Consider the following 22,652-nt stretch of genomic DNA (forward strand, 5'->3'; position numbering starts at 1 on the left):
TCAGCTTTCCTGTATCTAACTGGAAATTCTCCAGTTAAGTTCTCCTGCGACGGTGTTTGAGTTGCTTTAACTGGAGAAACTCCTGTTATTCAATTCCTGCTTCATCAAGCACAGATTTTGTGTTGAACCGATCGTAAGTATCCTCCGACCTCTCATCTAATCCATACATTTTATCAACGATATCTATTTTCCCATTATTGAACTTTCAGCATATTGTATAAAGACACAATCATCAGTAATCCTAGTATCATTGTTAAATATCTGACCCACATTAAATATTATAGGAGGAATATGGTATATTAATGACTTAGATATCCATATTAACCCGTTGACCATTCAGCAAGAAAGAGGAGTATATATGATGATAGAAAATCCATATCGGATTGGCATAATCGACATTGGTTCCAATTCCATTAGGTTGGTCATTTATGATACAACACAAGGTGGAGGGTACAAGATTATTAAGGAATGTAAACATTCCGCCCGTTTGAGTGCGAAGATTAATGAACAGGGAAGTCTGGACAAGAAAGAGATGTGCACGATTGTACCCATTCTCAAACAATTCAGACAGGTTTGTATCAACTTCGGAGTGGATACGATTCGTGCGGGAGCAACTGCAGCGATTCGTAATGCTACTAATTCTCAAGAAATTATCGAGTTCCTGTCACAGGAATCTTCTATAGATATTAAACTTGTTTCAGGGGAAGAAGAGGCATATTTCGGATTTCTAGGTGTCATTAATTCCTTTGATATTGAGGATGGTTTCATTGTCGACATCGGCGGAGGAAGTACAGAAATCACACTGTTTGAGAACCGTAGTTTTAAGAAAAGTGTGTCCTTACCCTTTGGCGCAGTGAACACTAACGTCAAGTTTGGCAACGATGGGAATTGGAATGAAGAACAAATACTCAATCTGCGTCAATATGTGCTTAGCATGCTTGAAGAGCATGATTGGATGCAATCGAGACCTCAATTACCTTTATTTGGTCTAGGTGGAACGATACGTTCTCTCGGTAAAATAGACCAGAAAGACGCTCATTACTCCATGCCAATCTCCCATGGATACACTCTGACGACAGACAGTGTAGATCAGCTCTATAATATACTACCAAGCCTTCCTTTAGAGAAACGTAAACAGATCAATGGATTGTCCAAGAGTCGGGCCGATATTATCGTTTCTGGACTCATTATTGTCCATACGGTCTATCATTATATCCAAGCTAAACATTGTCTTATCAGTGGAGAAGGTTTACGTGAAGGGATGCTACATGATCTCATCAATCCCGCGCATGCCGTTAAACCAAGTACGCTTGATTATAGTATCAAGACATTACTCTCATTTGAGGGAGCGGCTTCAAGGGTTCATTTAGAGCATGTCTACAAATTATCGAATATGTTGTACGATAATTTGAAAAGTGATGGAGATGACGAGGAGCATAAGAAGCTTCTATACGTGTCAATTATGTTGTACCGTATTGGGGGACACATCAATTACTATCAATACAGTCGACATACCCAGTATTGGATCATGAATTCATCGATTCGAGGACTTACGCATAGGGAGATCATTCTTTGTGCCTTAATCTCCTCCTATAATACAAAAAGCCGGAAGCAGAAATTGTCCCTAGACCATCAGGACATCCTCCTTGCTTCCGACGAAGTTTGGATTCATAAGTTAGGATCCTTGGTACAGTTGTGTATCGCTCTTGATCAAAGTGAGACGCAGGCTGTTAAAGCAATTGTCACAGAGATTGCCAATAAGAACCTGCATCTCACCGTTCAGAGCGATGTGGAGACATGGATCGAACAAGAAGAAATGGACAGTGTAGCTAAAGTATTCAAGAGTGCTTGGGATCTCAAGTTAAAGATTGATTTTTCTTCCATTTCTTAACCTTCATTGCTTCATACTGGCTCCTAAATGGAGCCTCTTTGTCGTCTGAGAACTCATAATTACCGCTCGACTGTAGGAATCTAGATTTAACATTGTCTTTAAGTGTTAATTTCAATATTTTGGACACTAGCTTCAAGATATCGGGGTCATATACCGGACACATGAGCTCGATACGTCTCGTTAAGTTCCGAGTCATCCAATCCGCACTGGAGATCCATACCTCTGGCGTACCTCCATTTTCAAAATAATAGATGCGTGAATGTTCTAGAAAGCGGTCAACAATGCTCCGTACCGTAATGTGTTCACTTAAACCAGGTACACCAGGTCGTAGGCAACATACACCACGTACAATGAGGTCTATCTGAACTCCAGCTTGGGATGCTGCATATAGCTCGTCTATCATTTCTTGATTCGATAAAGAATTCATTTTAGCAATAATACCTGCAGGTCTGCCAGCAGCTGCGTGTTCAGCTTCTCTACGTATAAGTTTGAAGAGGGACTGGCTCATATTGGACGGTGCGACGGTAATCGCATCCCAATCATAATTATTCGAATATCCCGTCATCTGGTTGAATAGCTCTGAAGCATCTATACCAATGTCATGATTGGAAGTGAATAGACTCAGATCCGTATATACTTTGGCAGTGCTATCGTTGTAATTTCCTGTACCTACATGCACGTAACGCTGTAAGCCATGATCTTCTTGCCTCACGATTAGCGTAACCTTCGCATGTGTTTTTAATCCAATAAGGCCATACACTACATGGCATCCTGATTTTTCAAGCTTACGCGCCCATGCGATATTACGTTCCTCATCAAATCTCGCCTTCAATTCCACCACGACAGTAACCTGTTTACCCGACTCTGCTGCGGTAGCTAAAGCTTGAATGAGCGGAGAGTTACCACTCACCCGATATAACGTCATCTTAATCGCCATGACATGTTCATCTTCAGAAGCCTGAATGATAAAATCTGTCACAGCCTCGAATGATTCGTAAGGATGATACACAAGCACGTCACGTTCTCTTAAGACCTCGAAAAAGTCCTCATTTTCATCGAATTCCATAGGATACACTGGCTCGATAGGAGCGTTACTCAAATGAGAAAACCCTTTCAATGACCCTGCAAAACGATGTAGAAAGCTGAGGTCGAGTGGACCATCAATTTCTATGATAAAATCGGTAATTTCAAATTCATGTTGTAACTGACTTAGAGCGTACGGGTGAATGCCTTTTTCAACCTCCAAACAAACAGGAGATCCCCATCGGCGCTTGCGTAATTCCTTCTCAATCTCTTCCAATAGATCTTCGGCGCCTTCTTCATTGATCGTAAGATCTGAGTTACGTGTGATGCGGAATTCATGAACTGCGATGGGCGTGTATCCGCTAAATAACGTATGTATATGTTGCTTAATCAGATCTTCAATAAAGATGAATTGGCGCTTCTTACTGTTGGTGCGATGAGGAAGTGCGATACAACGAGCTAGATTAGACGGGATTTGTAAAATAGCGAAAAAGGGTTCTTCTACAGGGTTTCCAATTCGGCTAAGCACGACAGATAAATAAACATATTGACTATGAACCAGCGGGAAAGGTCGGCTTTGATCCACTGCCATAGGTGTTAATACTGGAAATATGATGTCTTGATAATACTTGTCCATAACTTCCTGTTGAACGGTAGTCAATTCATCGTAGGTGGAGAATACAACACCTTCTTTGGACAGTAATTTAGTAATATCACGAAACGTACGATACTGTTCATTAATCATTTTGGATACTTTTTTCAAAAGACGTTTGTACAGCCCTAAAGGGGTGTAGCCTGTGAAATCTTTTTTAGTATACCCCGCTCTAATCTGGTCTTGAATACCTGCCACGCGAACGCTCATGAATTCCTCTAAATTGGTAGAGACAATGGCTAGAAAATGAGCTCGTTCTAAGAGGAGGTTGTCTGTATCCTGGGCTTCCTGAAGGACGCGCCAGTTAAATTCAAGCCAACTTAGATCTCGATTCAAATATACGGATGGTAAGGTGCGATTTAATACTGCTTTTTCTTCTGTAATCATAATTCCTCCACCATGCTTTGATTTATCGTCATTATTCTCTATTAGCTTACAATATAAATGTAAACGCTGTGTAAAAAAATTAATTTAATGCGAAAAAGTTGGTAGTAGAGCAATGATAGAACATATAGTTTACATAATAATTATTATGTTAACTAACAATGCAGAATCATATATTTTATTAGTATGATCTTGTTCATTTTTGTATGTCTAAACTCATTTCTATGATTATGATTATCTTAAGAAGGCGTTTTCCAAGATTCTAATTACAATTTCTCAAGCATATAATCATGTTGTGTTGAAAGTTAAAGCGGTTTAACTTCAAATTTCAAACCGGTCGCCTCGAGAACTTTGCAGGATACAAAGCACTTTTTAGAAGGAATGTTTTCACAATGTAAATTAATTGCGATAAATATTTGTCGAATTAATACAACAAGTTGAATTATGGTATTTCAGCTAACATCCATGTTCTACAATATAAATATATTCACAATACATTAATTAGAGGGAGTCTATTATGCGAAAAAAATTAATAACAGGCATTTGTACTACAGCACTTTCATGCAGTTTGCTTGTAGGAGGTAATGGGGTTACATATGCAAGCGGTACTACAACAGATGCTTCATCTAACAAAGCGGTAAAGAACGTTATCATATTTGTGACGGATGGTATGAGTCTGTCGGATGTGAATCTGACTCGTTGGTATCAGGGCGGTCAAGCACTTACGATGGATAAGTATTTTACAGGACTGGTCAGAACCTATTCCACGGATTCCATCACTACGGATTCAGCAGCAGGTGCTTCAGCTTATGCCACAGGCCATAAAATCAGGAGTGAAAGCGTATCCATTCTTCCTGATAAAATAACGATGCCGTTTGTGGATGCGGTTAAACCTGGGGATGCGAACAAACCACTCCCTACGATTATGGATGCAGCTAGACTTGCAGGAAAAAGCACAGGTAGCGTATTTACTTGTGAATTGACGGATGCTACACCAGCGACATTCCTGAGCCATGCGTATTCTCGCGACAATGCCGATTCAATTTCGGAGCAAATGGTATATAGCGGAGTAGATGTGCTACTTGGGGGCGGATCAGGGTACCTCGTACCAGGTAAGGAAGAGGTTAATCGTAAGGATGGGGAAGATTTAACGAAAGTACTTAAATCCAATGGCTATGAATATGTAACGGATAAAGCAAGTCTGATGAAATCGACGACGAACAAAATTTGGGGGTTATTCCAACCTGAAGCACTAGATGCTGACTTTGACCTGAACCCTAAAGAGCAGCCAAGTCTTGCTGAAATGACTAAAGTTGCTGTCGATAAATTGTCTCAAAATGAGAAGGGATTTGTCTTGATGGTTGAAGCGAGTCAAATTGACTGGTATGGACATGATAACGACCCAGTTGGAATTATCAGCGAAACATTGGCGTTTGATAAAGCTTTCAAAGAAGCGATTGATTTTGCTAAGAAAGATGGGAACACAGCCGTCATATCTGTCTCTGACCATGCTACAGGTGGACTCAATATGACCAACTACGATTCTGCCAAAGATTTGGTATCGGTGTTCAAGAACGCAAAGCGTACGAGCTACGGCATTGAAGGCATCATTAATGAGAAGAATTTCAAACAAGTTCTTGCTGAGAATTACGGACTTAGTAATTTGACGAAAGAAGAAGCTGATGCCGTTAGAGAAGGATTGAAGGATAACCTCTCACCAGTCATTGGTAAAATTATCGGGGACAAAATAGGCGTAAGTTTCTCTACAGATGATCACACATCGGAAGAAATCGGCTTGTTCGCCTATCATCCAGCTAATTTCAAACCAACTGATTTCGCTCAAAGTGGCGTGATCCAGAACACGGATGTGAACAAATACATCCAAAACGTTACGGGATTAGATCTAACTTCGCTAGAAGATACACTGTTCGTATCTGGTCAGAAGTTCAAAGATAAAGGTGCCACGGTTACAATCGACAAGACTGATAAAACAAATCCTGTCATACTCGTGAAAAAGGCTGGCCAAACACTTAAGCTACCAATCGATAAAAATATTGCTATTTTGGATGGAAAGAGCATCAAACTCAACGCTTTGACCGTTATGATCGAGGGTAAAGTGTGGGTATCACAGGATGCAGTTGATCTGATTGAATAATGAATTAACGGATAAGATATGATGATCATTCTCCTCTAAAATAGATCGTTTCAACAAAAAGAAGCTGCCAGCGTGTTCCGATATTTAGTCGGGTGCACTGGCAGCTTCTTTTTGTTGTAATGCTTATCGCTTAATGTTATCCACTAATCTCCTTATCCTTAGGAAGGAAGATCGCTAAAATCCCGAGTAAAGGCAGATAGGACGAAATGTTCATGATAAAAGGGATACTTGTGAAATCCGCGATATTCCCCATTACAGCCGAGCCTAATCCTCCTAATCCAAAGGCTAAACCGAAGAATAAGCCGGATATCAATCCGATTTTACCTGGTACAAGTTCTTGTGCATACACCACAATGATGGAGAACGCCGAAGATAGTATGAAGCCTGCACATATGCTCAGGACAGCCGCTAATCCCAACGGCACATGAGGAAGAAGGATTGAGAATGGTGCTGTGCCTAGAATGGACAACCATATGATATTCCTCCGTCCAAACCGATCAGATAGGGGACCCCCGAAGAAGGTGCCTACAGCCGCTGCTGCAAGGAAAGCGAACAAAAAGTACTGCGCTTGCTGGACTGTTACACCATGGGTTTCGATCAAAAAGAATGTGTAATAGGACGTGATACTGGACATATAGACATTTTTAGAGAATACGAGAAATACCAAGATAACAATCGTCCATATCACATGGGTACGACTTAATCCGTGAGTACGAGCTTCCGCCGACGCCTTGTTCTTCTTTGCAGGGCGTACATGAAGTGGGAGCTTACCATACCACTGTGCTACTCTGTACTGAATAGCAATAGCAATGACAGCGGCGATGGAGAACCAGATAACACCAAATTGACCGATTTTCACGAAAATAAGTGCCGTCATGATAGGGCCTAATGCACTCCCGATATTTCCCCCAACTTGGAAAATAGACTGTGAAAGACCGCGTCTACCTCCGCTTGCTAGGAATGCAACACGTGATGATTCTGGATGAAATACAGCCGATCCAATTCCGATCGATATGACAGATAGCAATACAATCGCGAAACTGGGAGCTATGGATAACATGATGACGCCCAACAAAGTGAAACAAACACCTAATGGCAGTATGTACGGTCGTGGTTTAATGTCCGAGAACATTCCCACAAGTGGCTGTAGCAGAGATGCCGTAATATTCATAGCGAAGGCAATCAGACCAATCTGGCTGAAGCTAAGGCTCATAGAATCCTTAAGAATCGGAAATAGAGCAGAGACGGTTGACTGCATCGTGTCGTTCAAGAGATGAACAATACTGATCGCAAATAGTATAGGATATACTGTTGATGCCGTTGATGACGATTGAGAATTGGAACTTGCCAAAAATAATACCTCCTATGTATGGTGTTAATGTATGTAAAGATCAACATACGATTTTACTATTACATTATTATGCTCAAAAAGGTTAAGTTTGTCACGAGATTTTGTCAAATGATACAAAATGGTTTCATAAATTTCCGGAATTTTCTAGATTTTTTGACCATATGAGGGTATATTGATTTCAAGAAACCCTATTGGAGGGGTAAACTGGAAGAGTCTATTTTTGAAATATGACCTAGGACATAATCAATGCAGAACGTTTATTTGAACAACTTAATATGGAGGATAATTATGAAAATTACTATGATAAAAGAGAACGATGTAGAAATTGCCGTTGTAAGCAGCAGTGAGATTTTGATAACTGATGTTCAGTCGGCATTAGATTTTATAGCAACCGTAAATTATGAAGCAGGTTGTGATCGTATCATTTTGAATAAATCAGCTTTATGTGAGGAGTTTTTCGACTTAAGCACACGGCTTGCAGGAGAAATATTACAAAAGTTTATTAATTATCATGTAAAAATGGCGATTGTCGGTGATTTTTCGGTGTATTCAAGTAAGAGTTTGAAAGATTTCATCAGTGAGTGTAACAAAGGGAAGGATATATTTTTCTTGTCAAATGAACAACAAGCTGTCGTTAAATTGAGCATTGGTTGACTTATTGGTGAACTATTTTTGATGAGTATATTTCATTGTAATGTGATGTTAACCTAGGTAGATCTAGCAGATATGGCTAGTATAGAGTGGGAGGGAAGTTGAATGTCAAATGCATTAAATAGCCTTATTGATTATCCAATGGTAAAAATCCCAGGTGGAGAGATAGAATTAAGAGACGATAGAACACAAAGGAAATGGAAGGCCGAAGTAAGACCCTTCCTTCTTGCTCAGTACCCTGTGACTGATGAACTATATTATGCCATCACTAAGAAATCACCTATATCTGATGGTGGAGATCACAAGCCAGTTGTGAATATATCTTGGAATGATGCTATTGCTTTTTGTAATTCACTTTCTCAGAAGGCAGGATTGAAAGAGTGCTATTCGATAAGCAATGATGGTGAAGATATTATTTGCGATTGGGAATCAGACGGCTATCGCCTTCCTTCAGAAGCAGAGTGGCAGTATTCATGTAAAGCGGGGACTACAGGATATAGATACGGAGAGATTGATATGATCGCTTGGTATAATGAGAATTCAGAAGGTACAACCCATGAAGTTGGAAGAAAGGAACCGAATGCATGGGGGTTGCATGATATGTTAGGGAATGTCTGGGAATGGTGTTGGGATTTATATGATGAGAAGGTATATGGATCCTACCGAATCTTTCGCGGGGGTAGCTGGGCCGAAGAGGAAAGGGGATGTGGGGCAACCTGTCGCCGTCGCAGTCACCCGACATTTTTCATCGACGACCTGGGATTCCGCCTTGCTCAGTCTTTATAATCTGAAGTCCAATGAGCTTTCATTGGTAGCGTTAATATAATAGAAGACACACAAAACCCTTTAATCTATTGGAGATATAGGGTCTTTTGCGTTTGATAAATATTTAAGATCTCAACAAGGATAAGGTTGTGACTGCATTTAGGGTGGACACTAGTTGTCGGATGTCAAGAATATATACCGATTCAGACCCGCGTAAATAGCAGTAAACCATATTCAGAAGGGAAAGAGCTTGATTTTTACCTTTTCTTTTGTAAAAGACGCGAATATGAAAGTGTTCGAACCTATGTGCGGAAACAGTAAAATGCGTACTTAATCATAATTCCATTTGGTTCATTTTCACTGTTACCTGATGCGTTGGTTGACAAAAGTCTCAATAATTTGAAATATGCCCTTAAGAGTGACGGTAAACTACTTTTAACGATTATGTTAAAACACGGTGGAATCGAAGAGATTCCTGAATAGGTACAATCGGAAAAGAAACAATTCGATGATGAATGGATTGCGCGCCCGGAAACTCGCGATATACAAGGGCTTATGCGCCCCTATTGCGTAACATTGCCCGCTGTTTCTGCTTGCGCTCAGCGGTTGTTTGTACTGAATTTCTTTCAAAATATCTCTATTACGTTGAATAAAAAAATCATGATATACTATTGATATTTGATATACTGTGTTGTACGATGTATATGCAGGAGGTACAATACATGAATGTCGAAGATTGGAAATCACAAATTAAGCGAGGAACACTCGAATTTTGTGTTCTATTGCTAATAAAGCAACGACCATATTATGGGTATGAAATCATAAGTATGTTAGAGCAGTATCCTATTGTTGCTGCAAAAGAAAATACAATTTATCCCCTGCTTAGAAGACTATTGAAAGGAGAATATATTTCTTCATCTTGGCAAGAAAGTACAGAGGGCTTGCCACCGAGAAAATATTATACCATTACAGAAAAAGGAAACGAATACTTAAACGCTATGTGCTTAGAATGGGATAATTTATTAACAGCTATATCAGAAATTAAAGGAGCGTTAAATTATGGATAAAATTATGAATGAGTATCTTGTGAAAATTGAAAAGTATTTGAAATCTATGTCCGATTCCGAGCGTATTGACATTGTAAAAGAAATCAAAAGTGTAATGCTTGAATTGCAAAATAATGGTGTATCTTCTGGGCAAATCATCGAACGGTTAGGAAACCCAAAAGAATTAGCGAAAGCATACTTAGGTGAAGCCATTTCAAATGACAGTAAATTTAGTTGGCGTAAATTCGGCGCTGTATTTGCATTTTCTAGCAGCTTTGCAGGCGTCAGCGGTATGTTTCTTTTGCCTTTTATCAGTACTCTTTCCATTGCTTTAATGATTAGTGGCGTTATTACACCAATAGGCGGAATTATTAAATTTGTCGGGTATCTTATGGGATATGATATTGCCAGAATAACAATCGAAATGGGGGCATTTACACCAAACCCAATGCAGTTCTTGCCAATTTCTATTGTGATGGGTGTGTTGATGTTTTGGTTGGGGAAAGTGTTATGGAAACTTACAATTAAATATATACACACAATTAGTCATAAAATGAGAAAAATGGAAATATAAAAAACGGGGCGCGGCGGTCATTCATAGACCAACCGCACCCCGTTTTTACTATCGGTGTGTCCACGTAGCAGAACGCTGATTTTTAGTGAAAAAGGTATACCCTCTCAAACGCGCCCGGAAACCCGCGCTATACAAGGGCATATGCGCCCCTATTGCGTAACATTACCCGCTGTTTCTGTTTGTTGAATAAATAAATTCTGATATACTATTGCCAATTGAGGTACTGTGTTGTACGATGTATTCAGGAGGTAGGTGTGAAAGGCGGAACAGATATATGACGTATGTATGAAATACAAACCAGTTAACAAGAGTATTTCAAGGAATAGAAGTAATTTCTGGGGTTAACATACATATGGAAAAAAGGAATTTACCGCTTGTTAGACAGAATGGTGTTGGTAAAACAACAATTATGAAGATGATTATAAACTTAATGATGACATTTCGTCATTGGCGTAGGTGATAGCTGTGTGATTAATATGGAACAACAAGCAACCACCTATACAATATTAATAGAGAAGAGGAATGCCTTATGAAAATACGTAGTCAAATTACATTTGCAAGTCTGGCCCTTTTATTAACTGGAAGTTCCCTGCTATACACATCGCCAACCTCAATTGTAAAAGCAGAGCCCACTCAAAATGTATCTAGTTCGTTACAAACAAGTACTCAACGAGATCATAATTACGTCAAGCAAGCAATGCGGGATACATTGCAACTTGGATTCCCGGGGATACTTGCTAAAACTTCTAAGGGTGGAAAAACGTGGGGTTATGCCGCTGGGGTAGCGAATCTGAGCACCAAGAAACCAATGGAAACAGATTTTCGTTTTCGCATTGGCAGCGTGACGAAGACGTTCACCGCAACGGTTGTACTTCAATTAGCTGGAGAGAACCGCTTGAATCTAGACGACTCCATCGAAAAATGGTTGCCTGGTGTCATTCAAGGAAACGGATATAATGGTAAACAGATTACCATCCGGCAGATATTGAACCATACAAGTGGTATCGCTGAATACTCAAGGTCAAAAGACGCTGATTTTATGGATACAAAAAAATCGTATACGGCTGAAGAAATAGTGAAGATGGGGATTTCTCTGCCCCCAGACTTTGTACCAGGAAAGGGATGGTCTTATTCAAACACAGGATACGTATTACTGGGTATTCTTATTGAAAAAGTAACCGGAAACAGCTACGCGGAAGAGATTGAAAATCGGATTATTGAACCGCTTGAATTGGCGGATACATTCCTACCTGGCAATTCAAGCGTTATTCCAGGCACCAAGCATGCTCGGGGATATTCCCAACCAGACGAAGCAAGTGAGATAAAAGACGTTACTTATTATAACCCAAGTGCAGGTGGCTCGGCTGGAGATATGATTTCTACTGCTGACGACTTAAATAAATTCTTCTCTTCCTTGCTCGGTGGCAAATTACTGAAGGAACAGCAACTAAAACAAATGCTTACTACAGTTCCTACAGGAAGAGCAGGAATGGATGGATGGGGTCTGGGAATCTTTGAAACTAAGCTTCCAAACGGTGTCTCGATATGGGGACACACAGGTGGCATTCTAGGGTTTTCTACTTTTGCTGGAGGTACACTTGGAGGCAAGCATACGTTGGTCGTCAGTTTGAACAGTATGGGTAGAGATACCAGTCCTAATCCTTTTACAAATATTTTACTTGCTGAATTTAGCAAGTAGGCAAAAAGGAAAAACGGAATAATTTTGTCATAGTTTTTATAGTTAAAAATATACCTTTTTGGTTCAAAAGCCCCAACTTACTTTTAAAAATAAGTTTGGGGCTTTTTGGAATTCTGGCGGCAACCCAACGCTATTAAGCTAATAAAACAAAAAAACAAAATCCCTCCATAAAATGAGAAAGTACGCTATTCTTTCTGTAGAATCATAGGAAAGGATGGCGCACGAGATTTGGCTGCTTTATGTATTTGGATCAGTCAACATGTAGCAAGTGATTCCCTCACTCGATTATGTAGTCAGCTTATGTAAATACAGCTACACTCATGAGCCCAGAAGGACTTAATCAACGTTTTAACGATGCGCTGTTTTATTTTCTACAACGTGTATTTCCCCGCTTAGTCAATAGCAAACTAACCGATTCATCTCAAATTCCAAACCAATAGACTTCTTATTTTCAACGTATACGTATTTTAGATGCTACTATTTTTTAGCGGCTTCCAATGTCTATATGTACTTGTCGTCTGACAATTTTTTCCGGAAAACCTGCGTTATACAAGGGCATATGCGCCCCTATTGCGTAACCTTGCCCGCTGTTTCTGCTTGAGTTCGGGAGTTGTTGGTACTGAATTTCTTTCAAAATATCTCTATTCCGTTGAATAAAAAAATTCCGATATATTGATATTTGATGTACTGTGTTGTACGATGTAAATGCAGGAGGTACATTACATGAATGTAGAAGATTGGAAATCACAAATTAAGCGAGGAACACTCGAATATTGTATTCTATTGCTAATAAAGCAGCGACCATATTATGGGTATGAAATCATAAGTAAGTTAGAGCAGTATCCTATTGTTGCTGCAAAAGAAAATACAATTTATCCTCTGCTTAGAAGAGTATTGAAAGAAGAATATATTTCTTCATCTTGGCAAGAAAGTACAGTGGGCTTACCACCGAGAAAATATTATACCATTACAGAAAAAGGAAACGAATACTTAAACGCTATGTCCTTAGAATGGGATAATTTATTAACAGCTATATCGGAAATTAAGGAGCGTTAAATGATGGATAAAATTATGAATGACTATCTTGTAAAAATTGAAAAGTATTTGAAATCTATGTCCGATTCGGAGCGTATTGACATTGTAAAAGAAATTAAAAGTGTAATGCTTGAATTGCAAAATAATGGTGTATCTTCTGAGCAAATCATCGAACGGTTAGGAAACCCAAAAGAATTAGCGAAAGCATACTTAGGTGAAGCCATTTCAAAGAACAGTAAATTTAGTTGGCGTAAATTCGGCGCTGTATTTGCATTTTGTAGCAGCTTTACAGGCGTCAGCGGTATGTTTCTTTTGCCTTTTATCAGTACTCTTTCCATTGCTTTAATGATTAGTGGAGTTATTACACTAATAGGCGGAATTATTAAATTTGTCGGGTATCTTATGGGATATGATATTGCCGGAATAACAATCGAAATGGGAGCATTTACACCAAGCCCAATGCAGTTCTTACCAATTTCTATTGTGATTGGTGTGTTGATGTTTTGGTTGGGGAAAGTGTTATGGAAACTTACAATTAAATATATACACGCAATTAGTAAGAAAATGAAAAAAATAGAAATATAAAAAACGGGGCGCGGCGGTCATTCATAGACCACCGCACCCCGTTTTTACTAAAGAGTGTGTCACGCAGCCGCTTTTAATTGTTGCAAGTCAGACGAGCTCAACACAAAGCGTCATGATCGATTTTTAAGTACAGAAAAAATAAGCGATTAAAGGCAGCCAAATTATCGGTACACATTCATGACACCCGACACTAGTTATTGGGCAGAGGGATAGAATAAGGCCTATAAATGCCGAAAATAAACAGCGTATAACACAAATTATACGCTGTTTCGATTGTAAGCCGTTTTTATAATGTTTGTTGAACAAGTACCAACAACTTTTGCGTTGTTAATAATGCTTTTAATGGGAAATTGTCTTATTAATTACAATTTATGGCCTGAAGAGGAAAATCAATGTCAAGAAGTAAATCCACCATGCGGACATTTCAAAAAATAGGTTGGCATCTAAAATATGGATTAAAATTCAGAATAAGTATATAAGTTAACATAATATTTATTATGTTAACTTATACTCGTGATCCGAGGTTTACGAGTGATAATATAATTTGGACTGCGAGTTCAGAGATATTCTTGGTCATGTATTGAGTCGAATGGAAATTGTATAATTGTTCCGTTCCTCATCGTTAATCTATGTTAGAATAGGTTGTTGTAAAGAAGCGGAGGTGGAGAAAGCGTGAATGATTATAGTCAAGACTACGAAGAAGCGCTGGACGCCTTTTTAATTTGGATGAAGGACGCCGGTTATACAACGTATACACAGAGATCTTATCTTGGAGACGTGAATGAATTCTTGGAGGCACTTGGAGGTAAGTCGCTAGAGAGTGTGAAGAAGTTTCATGTTGTGTCTTATTTATCATCTGTTCGCGAACGCGGTGTGAGTGATGCGACACGTAACCGCAAGCATGCTTCGGTATCTTGTTTTTTTAAAGCTTTGATCGAATTGGAACTACATAACGTAAATCCGGCGTTAGATATTAAGAAATCTAAGACAGATAAGAACCGAGCACCGGTGTATCTAGATGAATCTGAAATGGTAAGATTCTTTAGTGCAGTAGAGGGGAAACATCGAGATCGCAATCTTGCGATATTCTTATTGATGGCATATATGGGTCTGCGAGTGGGAGAAGTTCATACGCTGAATCTAAGTGATTTCAATTCGGAACGTCGATCGCTAAGCGTATTCGGTAAAGGTCGCAAATGGCGTACCGTTCCTGTCCCTGAATCCGTGTGTCCTGTGCTGGAGCGGGCAGTAAATGAACGCCTAGAGCCTAAGCGCAACAAAGAAGATGCCATGTTCATCTCACAAAAAGGGCGTCGGTTATCGATACGGTCGATTCAACAGGCGGCATCTGAAACGTTTGAACGATTTCAAATGGATGTCCCTCCACTGCAGCGAACTCCGTATTCCAGCCATAAGTTACGCCATTCATTTGCAACCATGTTATTGCGCAAAGGAGCGGATCTACGCACGGTTCAGGAGCTATTAGGTCATTCTTCCATTCAGACGACAACGGTATATACGCATATTACGAGTCGCGAGAAAGAAGAAGCCATGTCGAGGTTGACTATAGAATTACCGTCATTCTCTTTGAATGGACAAGTTAATGAAGAAAATAAGGATGAAATGATAAGTCAGCAGATATGAGTGCCGAAAAGGTTAACATAATAATTATTATGTTAACCTTTTCGGGTGTTTCTAGTGGAAATCATGATCTTATTTGAAGATTACTTCATCGGAAAGAATTCATTGGAAATTCAATCGAAAAATCGACCAGATATATGGGTCCAATGTTATACGATTCGTCCAAGCCTTTGAGACCGTGGTTATTCATGATGACATGTATTATGTCTCGAAGTATGCTGAGTATTAGCGAATCTACCAATATAATTCTCTTGCTATCAAAACCGATATGCAATATATTGGTTTGATGGATAACAACACTCATATTCAAAAACTAAAAAGATCCACGCTACGTGATCAGATTTATGATTCACTCAAAAGCGGGATCGTGACGTTGCAGTTCTCTCCAGGTCAGAAACTCAGTGACGCAGAATTAGCAGTGCAATTTGGTGTGAGCAGAACACCAGTTCGCGAGGCTCTCAAGCGGTTAGAAGATGAAGGGCTTATTCAGTCATTTGCGGGTTCAATTACCCGTGTAGCGCCTTTAAATGAGACTGAAGCTACACAAACACTAGTAATCGTTGCTGCCTTGCATGCGCTCGTGGCTAGAACATCAGTTCCTATGCTCACAAATGAGCATATTTTGCGATTAGAAGCGACTAATCTACGACTTCTACAAGCCTTAGAAATGAAAGATTCAGAACAAGCAATCCAAGAAGATGACGCGTTTCATGCCATTTTTGTGCAGGCAGCGGCTAATCCTGAGATTGAAGCTGTCTTGGAACGCATTACACCTAAGCTACGTCGACTTGAATTAGCTAGATTTAGTTCACAGTGTGAATTGAGCGCAGTCAGCGAACATGAAGCTATTATTATGGCTTGCCGTGAAGTGAATGCTGATGCCGTAGCAGCTCTGACAGAACAGAATTGGCATAGCCTTGGACGAATGTTTTCATTATAAAAGCTTTCGATCTTATATCCTTACCTATTATATGTAATAGCTATCACTTTTATCAGATTACCCAATGAGATCAATTGAATTAGACAATAACATTCATACTAAAAAGGAGTTCATCATGCGATTTAGCGTACAGCACTTATCTTTTTTTGTCATACAGGTGGAAAGCCGTGACGGTCAAGCTGTCAAAAGCTATAAACACTATCAAACACTGGATGAACAAGAATACATCGATAGCGAAATCAGTAAGTTCCTCGATGGAGAATTTACCCGAACGGCCAAACGTAAGGTGGAGAAGAATCCGAACAGTGAGCAACCACCTACCAAAATCGGTCGTTTTATTGTAGAACCAGGGCATGATCTTGATAGTAATCCCAACTTCAATTTGTTCTTAAGACTTCGTACCACAGATAATAAAGAAGACTACAAAAATGCATGTGACGATCTTCTTCGTAGTTATTTAGATACCAGCGCTGTTCGGGGTGGGGCGTTGATTATCGTTCAGTCTGTATTAGCGACGCATTTGGATGATCCCTTTATATTCGTTTTCAAATGTGATTTCGAACAGAAAATCGCTCGAATTTCCGATGAGAAAAGCTTGGTAAGTCAAGTAGAGATGGCTATTAATGCAAAAAACATGAAATCGATTCAATATCCCTATATGCCAGAAGAGGGTATCGTGGAAGATTGGGAACTCAAAATCCATCAATCATCACATGCGAGATATTTCGAAGATTTCTTGAAATTTGTTACCTACGAGCAATCGATTCCAGAGATCGTGAACGAACATGTTATGGAATTCGTTCAAACCTATGTTGAGAATAAATGGCCTGATTCAAGCCACGAGGAACGTCATCAGGAAGAGCGGGAACTGGAACTTTGGGCAGCCAGTGATAAGCGTAATCTACAGGAAAAGTGGGAACCAGAACAAGTTGTGGAAGCTGCCACCCGAATTATAGAGATCAAGCCCGAGATTGAGATTAAGTTCAAATTGGGAGAGACTTTCATCAAAGGTTTCCTCGCTGATTATGGAGATAAAATACATCTGACAAAGTTGCGCGATGGCTATGCTGTCATTATTGAAGGAGACGCGTTTACCTTTGATAAAAGTTATTCACCTGTTGAATTACTACAACCAGAGAGCTTTAGATCGGTCTCAGAACGGCTACTACAATCTCCAAATGTAGCAGATGATGATTTAGAAGAGGAATAATCGCAACATACAAGGAATGACCAATGGAAGGAAAGCGGGAATCTATACGGCAGTTGGTCTAAGTCTTGGTAACGCCGTTCATACGGTAAGAATCCGATTCAGTTAAACGTAGCAGAGCCTAAGAGTCAGAGAAGTTTATTGCTTAGAGGACTGACGATGAATATTCTAAATCCAAAGGTCGCTATATTTTTCCTTACATGCTTACCGCAATTTGTTCAATACTCTCATGGTTATGTACCGCTTCAAATGATTCTGTTAATATGCCAATGTTACCGCAGCGACCATTTATATTGGGTTGGGAATGAAATTACTTACTACGCAACCCTAGCAGATTCAAGATTTTTTTGTAAAAATATTAGGATAGTTGTATAATTGTTTCTTGTATCTATTAAAATCATAATTTTTTAAAGGAGAAGATGAAGTAGTGGAAAGTGGCAGGCCGGGGTTAAATTTAGTATTAATCGCTATATTAATTGCATTAACAGCTTTTTTCGTAGCGGTGGAATTCGCAATGGTTCGTCTTCGTTCTAGTCGAGTGGATCAGATGATCAGTGAAGGCCGAAATAATGCATTAGCTGTAAAAAAAGTAATTTCCAATTTGGATGGTTACCTATCTGCTTGTCAATTGGGTATTACGATTACATCACTCGGATTAGGTTGGTTGGGTGAGCCCACAGTAGAAAGTATTCTACATCCTGTATTCGCAAAAATGCAGTTATCCCAGGGTTTAAATGATCTCATTTCTTTCATCATCGCATTTGTCGTTATTACGTACTTGCATGTTGTAGTAGGTGAATTGACACCTAAGACAATTGCTATCCGCAAGACGGAGACTATTGCATTATTAACTGCCCAACCTATCATATGGTTCGACAAGTTGATGAGACCTTTTATTTGGACATTGAATGGCTCGGCCAATCAATTAGTTAGAATGTTCGGTATCAAACCTGCATCAGAACATGAAGAAGCACATTCCGAGGAAGAGCTTCAGATTATTATAAATGAAAGTTATGAAAGTGGTAAGATCAACAAGAATGAATTAGGCTATGTGAATCGTATCTTTGCTTTTGACAACATGCTTGCGAAGGATATTCTAGTTCCTCGTACAGATATGGTTTGCTTATATACAGATAAGACCCAGCAGGAAAATATGGAGATCATTAAGAGAGAGCAGTATACTCGCTTTCCTGTAGCACATGAGAACAAGGATAACATTATAGGAATTATTAATACGAAGCGTTTCTTCTTAGCCTACGATGATAACCCTGACGTTGAAGTCTCAACCTTGATGCAACCTGTTATGTCTGTCCCCGAGACAGCTTCTGTGGATGCATTGTTGAAGAAAATGCAAAGAGAAAGCACGCATATCGCAATTCTGGTCGATGAATATGGTGGTACATCAGGTATGGTCACCATTGAAGATATATTGGAACAAATTGTTGGTGAGATTCGGGATGAATTCGATAGCGAGGAAGAGCAGGAGATCACCAAAGTTGGTGAGAATCATATTATTGCCGATGGTAAGGCTTCCTTATCACTAATCAATAACTTACTTCCGACAGAATTTGAAACCGAAGAGTGGGATTCGATTGGTGGATGGCTATATGGTCATCAATCGGAACTAGAAGAAGGAGATCAATGGCAACATGAGAATGTAACCTTTACCCTTATAGAAAAAGATAAACACCGTTACTGTAAAGTTGAACTCATGGTTGAATTCTAATAGTTAATCCTTCTAAAGCAGCCCTCGTGGCTGCTTTTTTTTGTTACTTTCAAAGTTTATATCAAAGGTATATGTCACTTGAGAATTGCACAAGATATCGTATTGCCTATAATTTCCGTTTTTTCTCATTTGACTTGGCACATCATAATCGATAATAATAACAAGCGGCATAAGAAGCAATAAGGAGAGAGATCATGGATTTATTTCGGAAAAAGTCAGCAGAAAGTTACATTGAAGAGGGAAATGCAGGAGATCAGACAACAAAACTAAAAAAATCACTTGGTGCAATGGATTTGACTATTCTAGGCGTCGGAGCCATTATAGGCACCGGAATTTTTGTGCTTACAGGTGTTGCAGCGGCTGAACATGCTGGGCCTGGTCTGGTACTGTCCTTTGTTATTGCGGCTATAGCGTGTGTCTTAGCAGCTCTTTGTTATTCTGAATTCGCATCATCAGTTCCAGTATCGGGAAGCGCATATGCGTATAGTTATACTGCTTTTGGTGAGATGTTTGCATGGATTCTAGGTTGGGACCTTGCACTCGAGTACGGTGTTGCAGGTGCAGCAGTAGCCAGCGGTTGGTCTGGTTATCTGAAAGGGTTATTAGATGGATTCGGCATCCAACTGCCTACAGCTATATCTGGAGCCTATAATATGTCGGAGGGAACCTACATAGATCTTCCAGCCGTTCTCATTATTCTCTTCATTACTTATTTGTTAACTAGAGGAATTCAGGAAACGGCTCGATTCAATACCATTATGGTTGTAATCAAGATTGCTGTCATATTACTATTTGTAGCTGTCGGTATTTTTTATGTTAAACCTTCAAATTGGTCCCCATTTTTACCATATGGGATGTCTGGCGTATTTAATGGTGCGGCAGCAGTATTTTTCGCCTATATTGGGTTTGATGCCTTATCAACTGCAGCGGAAGAAGTGAAAAACCCACAACGAGACTTACCTATTGGGATCATATCTTCGCTTGCGATATGTACAGTTCTGTATATCGTTGTATCCTTAGTCATTACAGGAATTGTTCCCTTCGGACAGCTTAATGTGACCGATCCTGTTGCCTTCGCACTTCGATTTGTTAATCAGAACTTGGTGGCCGGTCTTATATCATTGGGTGCAATTGCAGGTATGACCACGGTACTCCTAGTGTTATTGTATGGGCAATCACGTTTGTTATTTGCAATATCCCGTGACGGCATGTTACCCAAGGTCCTGTCTAAAATCCATGTGAAGACACAGGTTCCAGTTGTCGGTACATGGACAACAGGTATCATTATTGCCGTACTTTCCGGGTTAATTCCGCTGGACAGGCTGGCGAGTCTTACAAGTATTGGAACACTATTCGCATTTGCGGTCGTTTCATTAGGAATCATCGTCATGAGAATTACAAGTCCAGATCTACCGAGAGGGTTTAGAGTTCCTTGGGTACCCTTTATTCCATTATTAAGTGCTGGGGCTTGTTTCTATTTAATGTTCAATTTAAGTAAAGAAACATGGCAAGGTTTTCTGATATGGTTACTGATCGGCATAGTTATATACTTCGCATATGGTTACCGACATAGTAAGTTAAATAAGTAACACGCATCGTTAACAACATTATTGATGTGAGGAAATTTTCGTATTTTAGACCATGACGATCAACGTTCATGGTCTTTTTGGTGTATAGAATCATGCTCTATCACTGTCATGATATGATAGGGATGAAATTGATATATTTTGTAGAATTAAAGAAGAGTTTGCTTAGTGTTAAATTGTGGGATAAAATAGATAAACGTGTTGATATTTATCTAATTATAGCAGATTAAAGGGGATCCATTCTTATTATGAAATTTTACCGTAAATCACTTACTATTCTCATATTCACCTCAATGATAGGCATAAGTCAGTTCTCCTCGTATGCAAAAGCTAGTGGAACAGATAGTTCAACCAAAATCGATGAAATATTACAGATGATCCATACGAATCATTTAAGTGATGCAAGTAAGGAAGAATTAACGAATGCAGCGATCAAAGGCATGATTGATTCACTTGATGATCCTTATACAGAGTACTTTACTAATGAAGAACAATCCCAATTTTTAAACGTTATTAATCAAGATTACTTGGGTATTGGTATAACTATGGATCACGATGATAAAGGGGTATATATTTCCGAAGTGGCCACAGGATCTTCGGCAGAACAAGCAGGTCTACTCAAAGGTGATTACATACATAAATTAAACGGAAACAAGCTCAACCATACTAATGTGAATTTGTTATTTACAGAGGCATTAAGTAAGAAAGTCGAAGGAAGTACGATTACGCTTAGTATTAATAGAGGGAATGTAGTGAAGAATTTTGTCGTCCCTCTTAGAAAAATGGAGTATCCGATTGTCCGCTCAAAGACACTGGCTGAAGATATTGGATATTTAGCGTTATCTTCTTTTTCTGCTGATGCTGATAAAGCTTTCACTACTGCGCTAGCTGAACTAGAGAGTAAAGGAATGAAGGCTTTAATTATTGATTTGCGAAATAACGGTGGCGGGTATATTGAGACTGCTAAAGCAATTGCAACACATTTCATGAAGGATCAAGTATTAATGATTAGCCGAAATAAGGATGACATAGAGAGATCGATCATGGTTAATGGGGGGAAGAAGGCTACGTATCCTGTAATCATTATGGTGAATGAAAACACGGCAAGCGCATCAGAGATTTTTGCTGGAGCGATGCAGGATTATAAACTAGCAAAGGTTATTGGAGTAAATACCTATGGAAAAGGCGTAACACAAAACATAATGACTGTGTTTAATGGGGGAGCTTTGAAAATAACCACAGAGGAATACTTCACCCCAAATCGTCATTCAGTTAACAAGAAGGGTATTAAACCAGATATTGAAGCTCGTGGAGACGTGGAACAAATGATTGAAGCTTATTATGCCGCAGGGGCCAAGAGTGTGAAGCTAAAATTGACAAAAACTGAATATTCACTCAATCACGCTCAATTTGTAGGGTATGGATCAGAAGCTTTTATTGTGAAAGAAAAAGATATTTTAGTACCAACCCGTCTTATCATGGCGATCCTGGATGGAAACGTTACAATGGATCATGTTTCAAAATCACTAGTCTTCACAAAGAAAGATATGAAAGAAAAGTTGTCTCTTAACTCTACAAATATAGTAATACGCGATGGAATCAGTTATGTCAGTCCTTCTTTTATCCAAAGCAAATTCCCCCAATTAGACTGGTCCTATAAGAACAGTACGGTTACCTTGGAAGCATCACAGTGATTCTATTGAATCATTGTTTGCTATATAATTTAGACAGGAGAGAGTGA

General features: G+C 39.3%; 17 protein-coding genes and 2 pseudogenes. 17 read left to right on the forward strand and 2 right to left on the reverse strand.

What is annotated here, in order from left to right:
* Positions 1-358: 358 nt before the first annotated feature.
* Positions 359-1,891, forward strand: coding sequence for a Ppx/GppA phosphatase family protein (locus PGLA_RS12170; protein ID WP_084410996.1), 1,533 nt, complete (start codon positions 359-361; stop codon positions 1,889-1,891).
* Here the strand turns inward: PGLA_RS12170 and ppk1 are convergent.
* Positions 1,857-3,953, reverse strand: coding sequence for a polyphosphate kinase 1 (gene ppk1 / locus PGLA_RS12175; protein ID WP_068533049.1), 2,097 nt, complete (start codon positions 3,951-3,953; stop codon positions 1,857-1,859). The genes PGLA_RS12170 and ppk1 overlap by 35 nt on opposite strands.
* 514 nt (positions 3,954-4,467) lie before the next feature.
* Here ppk1 and PGLA_RS12180 point away from each other — a divergent pair.
* Entirely contained in the window at positions 4,468-6,105 is a 1,638-nt protein-coding gene (locus PGLA_RS12180; protein WP_068533051.1) for an alkaline phosphatase, read from the forward strand.
* A gap of 136 nt (positions 6,106-6,241) precedes the next feature.
* On the opposite strand, the gene PGLA_RS12185 is transcribed toward PGLA_RS12180, so the two are convergent.
* Positions 6,242-7,456, reverse strand: coding sequence for an MFS transporter (locus tag PGLA_RS12185; RefSeq protein ID WP_068533053.1), 1,215 nt, complete (start codon positions 7,454-7,456; stop codon positions 6,242-6,244).
* 288 nt (positions 7,457-7,744) lie between these two features.
* Here PGLA_RS12185 and PGLA_RS12190 point away from each other — a divergent pair, with 288 nt between their 5' ends.
* From PGLA_RS12190 to PGLA_RS12250, 15 genes and pseudogenes are all read left to right on the forward strand, one after another.
* A complete protein-coding gene (locus tag PGLA_RS12190; protein ID WP_068533055.1) occupies positions 7,745-8,110 on the forward strand; it encodes a DUF4180 domain-containing protein in 366 nt (121 codons plus the stop codon).
* Positions 8,111-8,212: 102 nt separating this feature from the next.
* Positions 8,213-8,893, forward strand: a complete 681-nt coding sequence (locus PGLA_RS12195; RefSeq protein ID WP_068533057.1) for a formylglycine-generating enzyme family protein — start codon at positions 8,213-8,215, stop codon at positions 8,891-8,893.
* Positions 8,894-9,594: 701 nt separating this feature from the next.
* Complete coding sequence (locus PGLA_RS12200) at positions 9,595-9,939, forward strand: PadR family transcriptional regulator (protein WP_068533058.1); 345 nt, start codon at positions 9,595-9,597, stop codon at positions 9,937-9,939.
* The gene (locus tag PGLA_RS12205; RefSeq protein ID WP_068533060.1) at positions 9,932-10,492 is read left to right on the forward strand and encodes a DUF1700 domain-containing protein; all 561 of its coding nucleotides are present in this window, start codon (positions 9,932-9,934) and stop codon (positions 10,490-10,492) included. The genes PGLA_RS12200 and PGLA_RS12205 overlap by 8 nt, the downstream gene beginning before the upstream one ends.
* A gap of 322 nt (positions 10,493-10,814) precedes the next feature.
* Positions 10,815-10,925 (forward strand): annotated as a pseudogene (locus PGLA_RS28900) (ABC transporter ATP-binding protein); the annotation flags it as partial.
* A 96-nt stretch (positions 10,926-11,021) separates the two neighbouring features.
* A complete protein-coding gene (locus PGLA_RS12210) occupies positions 11,022-12,191 on the forward strand; it encodes a serine hydrolase domain-containing protein (protein WP_068533063.1) in 1,170 nt (389 codons plus the stop codon).
* Between the two features lie 192 nt (positions 12,192-12,383).
* Positions 12,384-12,628: pseudogene (locus tag PGLA_RS26750) on the forward strand (IS4 family transposase); the annotation flags it as partial.
* A 286-nt stretch (positions 12,629-12,914) separates the two neighbouring features.
* The gene (locus tag PGLA_RS12215) at positions 12,915-13,247 is read left to right on the forward strand and encodes a PadR family transcriptional regulator (protein ID WP_068533065.1); all 333 of its coding nucleotides are present in this window, start codon (positions 12,915-12,917) and stop codon (positions 13,245-13,247) included.
* The gene (locus PGLA_RS12220; RefSeq protein ID WP_245699826.1) at positions 13,248-13,811 is read left to right on the forward strand and encodes a DUF1700 domain-containing protein; all 564 of its coding nucleotides are present in this window, start codon (positions 13,248-13,250) and stop codon (positions 13,809-13,811) included.
* A gap of 672 nt (positions 13,812-14,483) precedes the next feature.
* A complete protein-coding gene (locus PGLA_RS12225) occupies positions 14,484-15,455 on the forward strand; it encodes a tyrosine-type recombinase/integrase (RefSeq protein WP_281197291.1) in 972 nt (323 codons plus the stop codon).
* 265 nt (positions 15,456-15,720) lie between these two features.
* On the forward strand, positions 15,721-16,392 hold the full coding sequence (locus PGLA_RS12230; protein ID WP_145939542.1) for a GntR family transcriptional regulator: 672 nt from the start codon (positions 15,721-15,723) through the stop codon (positions 16,390-16,392).
* A gap of 115 nt (positions 16,393-16,507) precedes the next feature.
* Positions 16,508-17,602 carry a DUF3900 domain-containing protein gene (locus tag PGLA_RS12235; RefSeq protein WP_068533069.1) on the forward strand — a complete coding sequence of 365 codons (1,095 nt, stop codon included), beginning with the start codon at positions 16,508-16,510 and terminating at the stop codon, positions 17,600-17,602.
* 424 nt (positions 17,603-18,026) lie between these two features.
* Positions 18,027-19,325 carry a hemolysin family protein gene (locus tag PGLA_RS12240; RefSeq protein WP_068533071.1) on the forward strand — a complete coding sequence of 433 codons (1,299 nt, stop codon included), beginning with the start codon at positions 18,027-18,029 and terminating at the stop codon, positions 19,323-19,325.
* A 194-nt stretch (positions 19,326-19,519) separates the two neighbouring features.
* Positions 19,520-20,914 carry a branched-chain amino acid transporter BcaP gene (gene bcaP / locus PGLA_RS12245; protein ID WP_068533074.1) on the forward strand — a complete coding sequence of 465 codons (1,395 nt, stop codon included), beginning with the start codon at positions 19,520-19,522 and terminating at the stop codon, positions 20,912-20,914.
* A gap of 245 nt (positions 20,915-21,159) precedes the next feature.
* Positions 21,160-22,605 (forward strand): S41 family peptidase, encoded by a 1,446-nt coding sequence (locus PGLA_RS12250; protein WP_068533076.1) that lies wholly within the window; start codon positions 21,160-21,162, stop codon positions 22,603-22,605.
* Positions 22,606-22,652 lie beyond the last annotated feature (47 nt).

Source organism: Paenibacillus glacialis, assembly GCF_001637205.1.
GTDB classification, from domain to species: domain Bacteria; phylum Bacillota; class Bacilli; order Paenibacillales; family Paenibacillaceae; genus Paenibacillus_AQ; species Paenibacillus_AQ glacialis.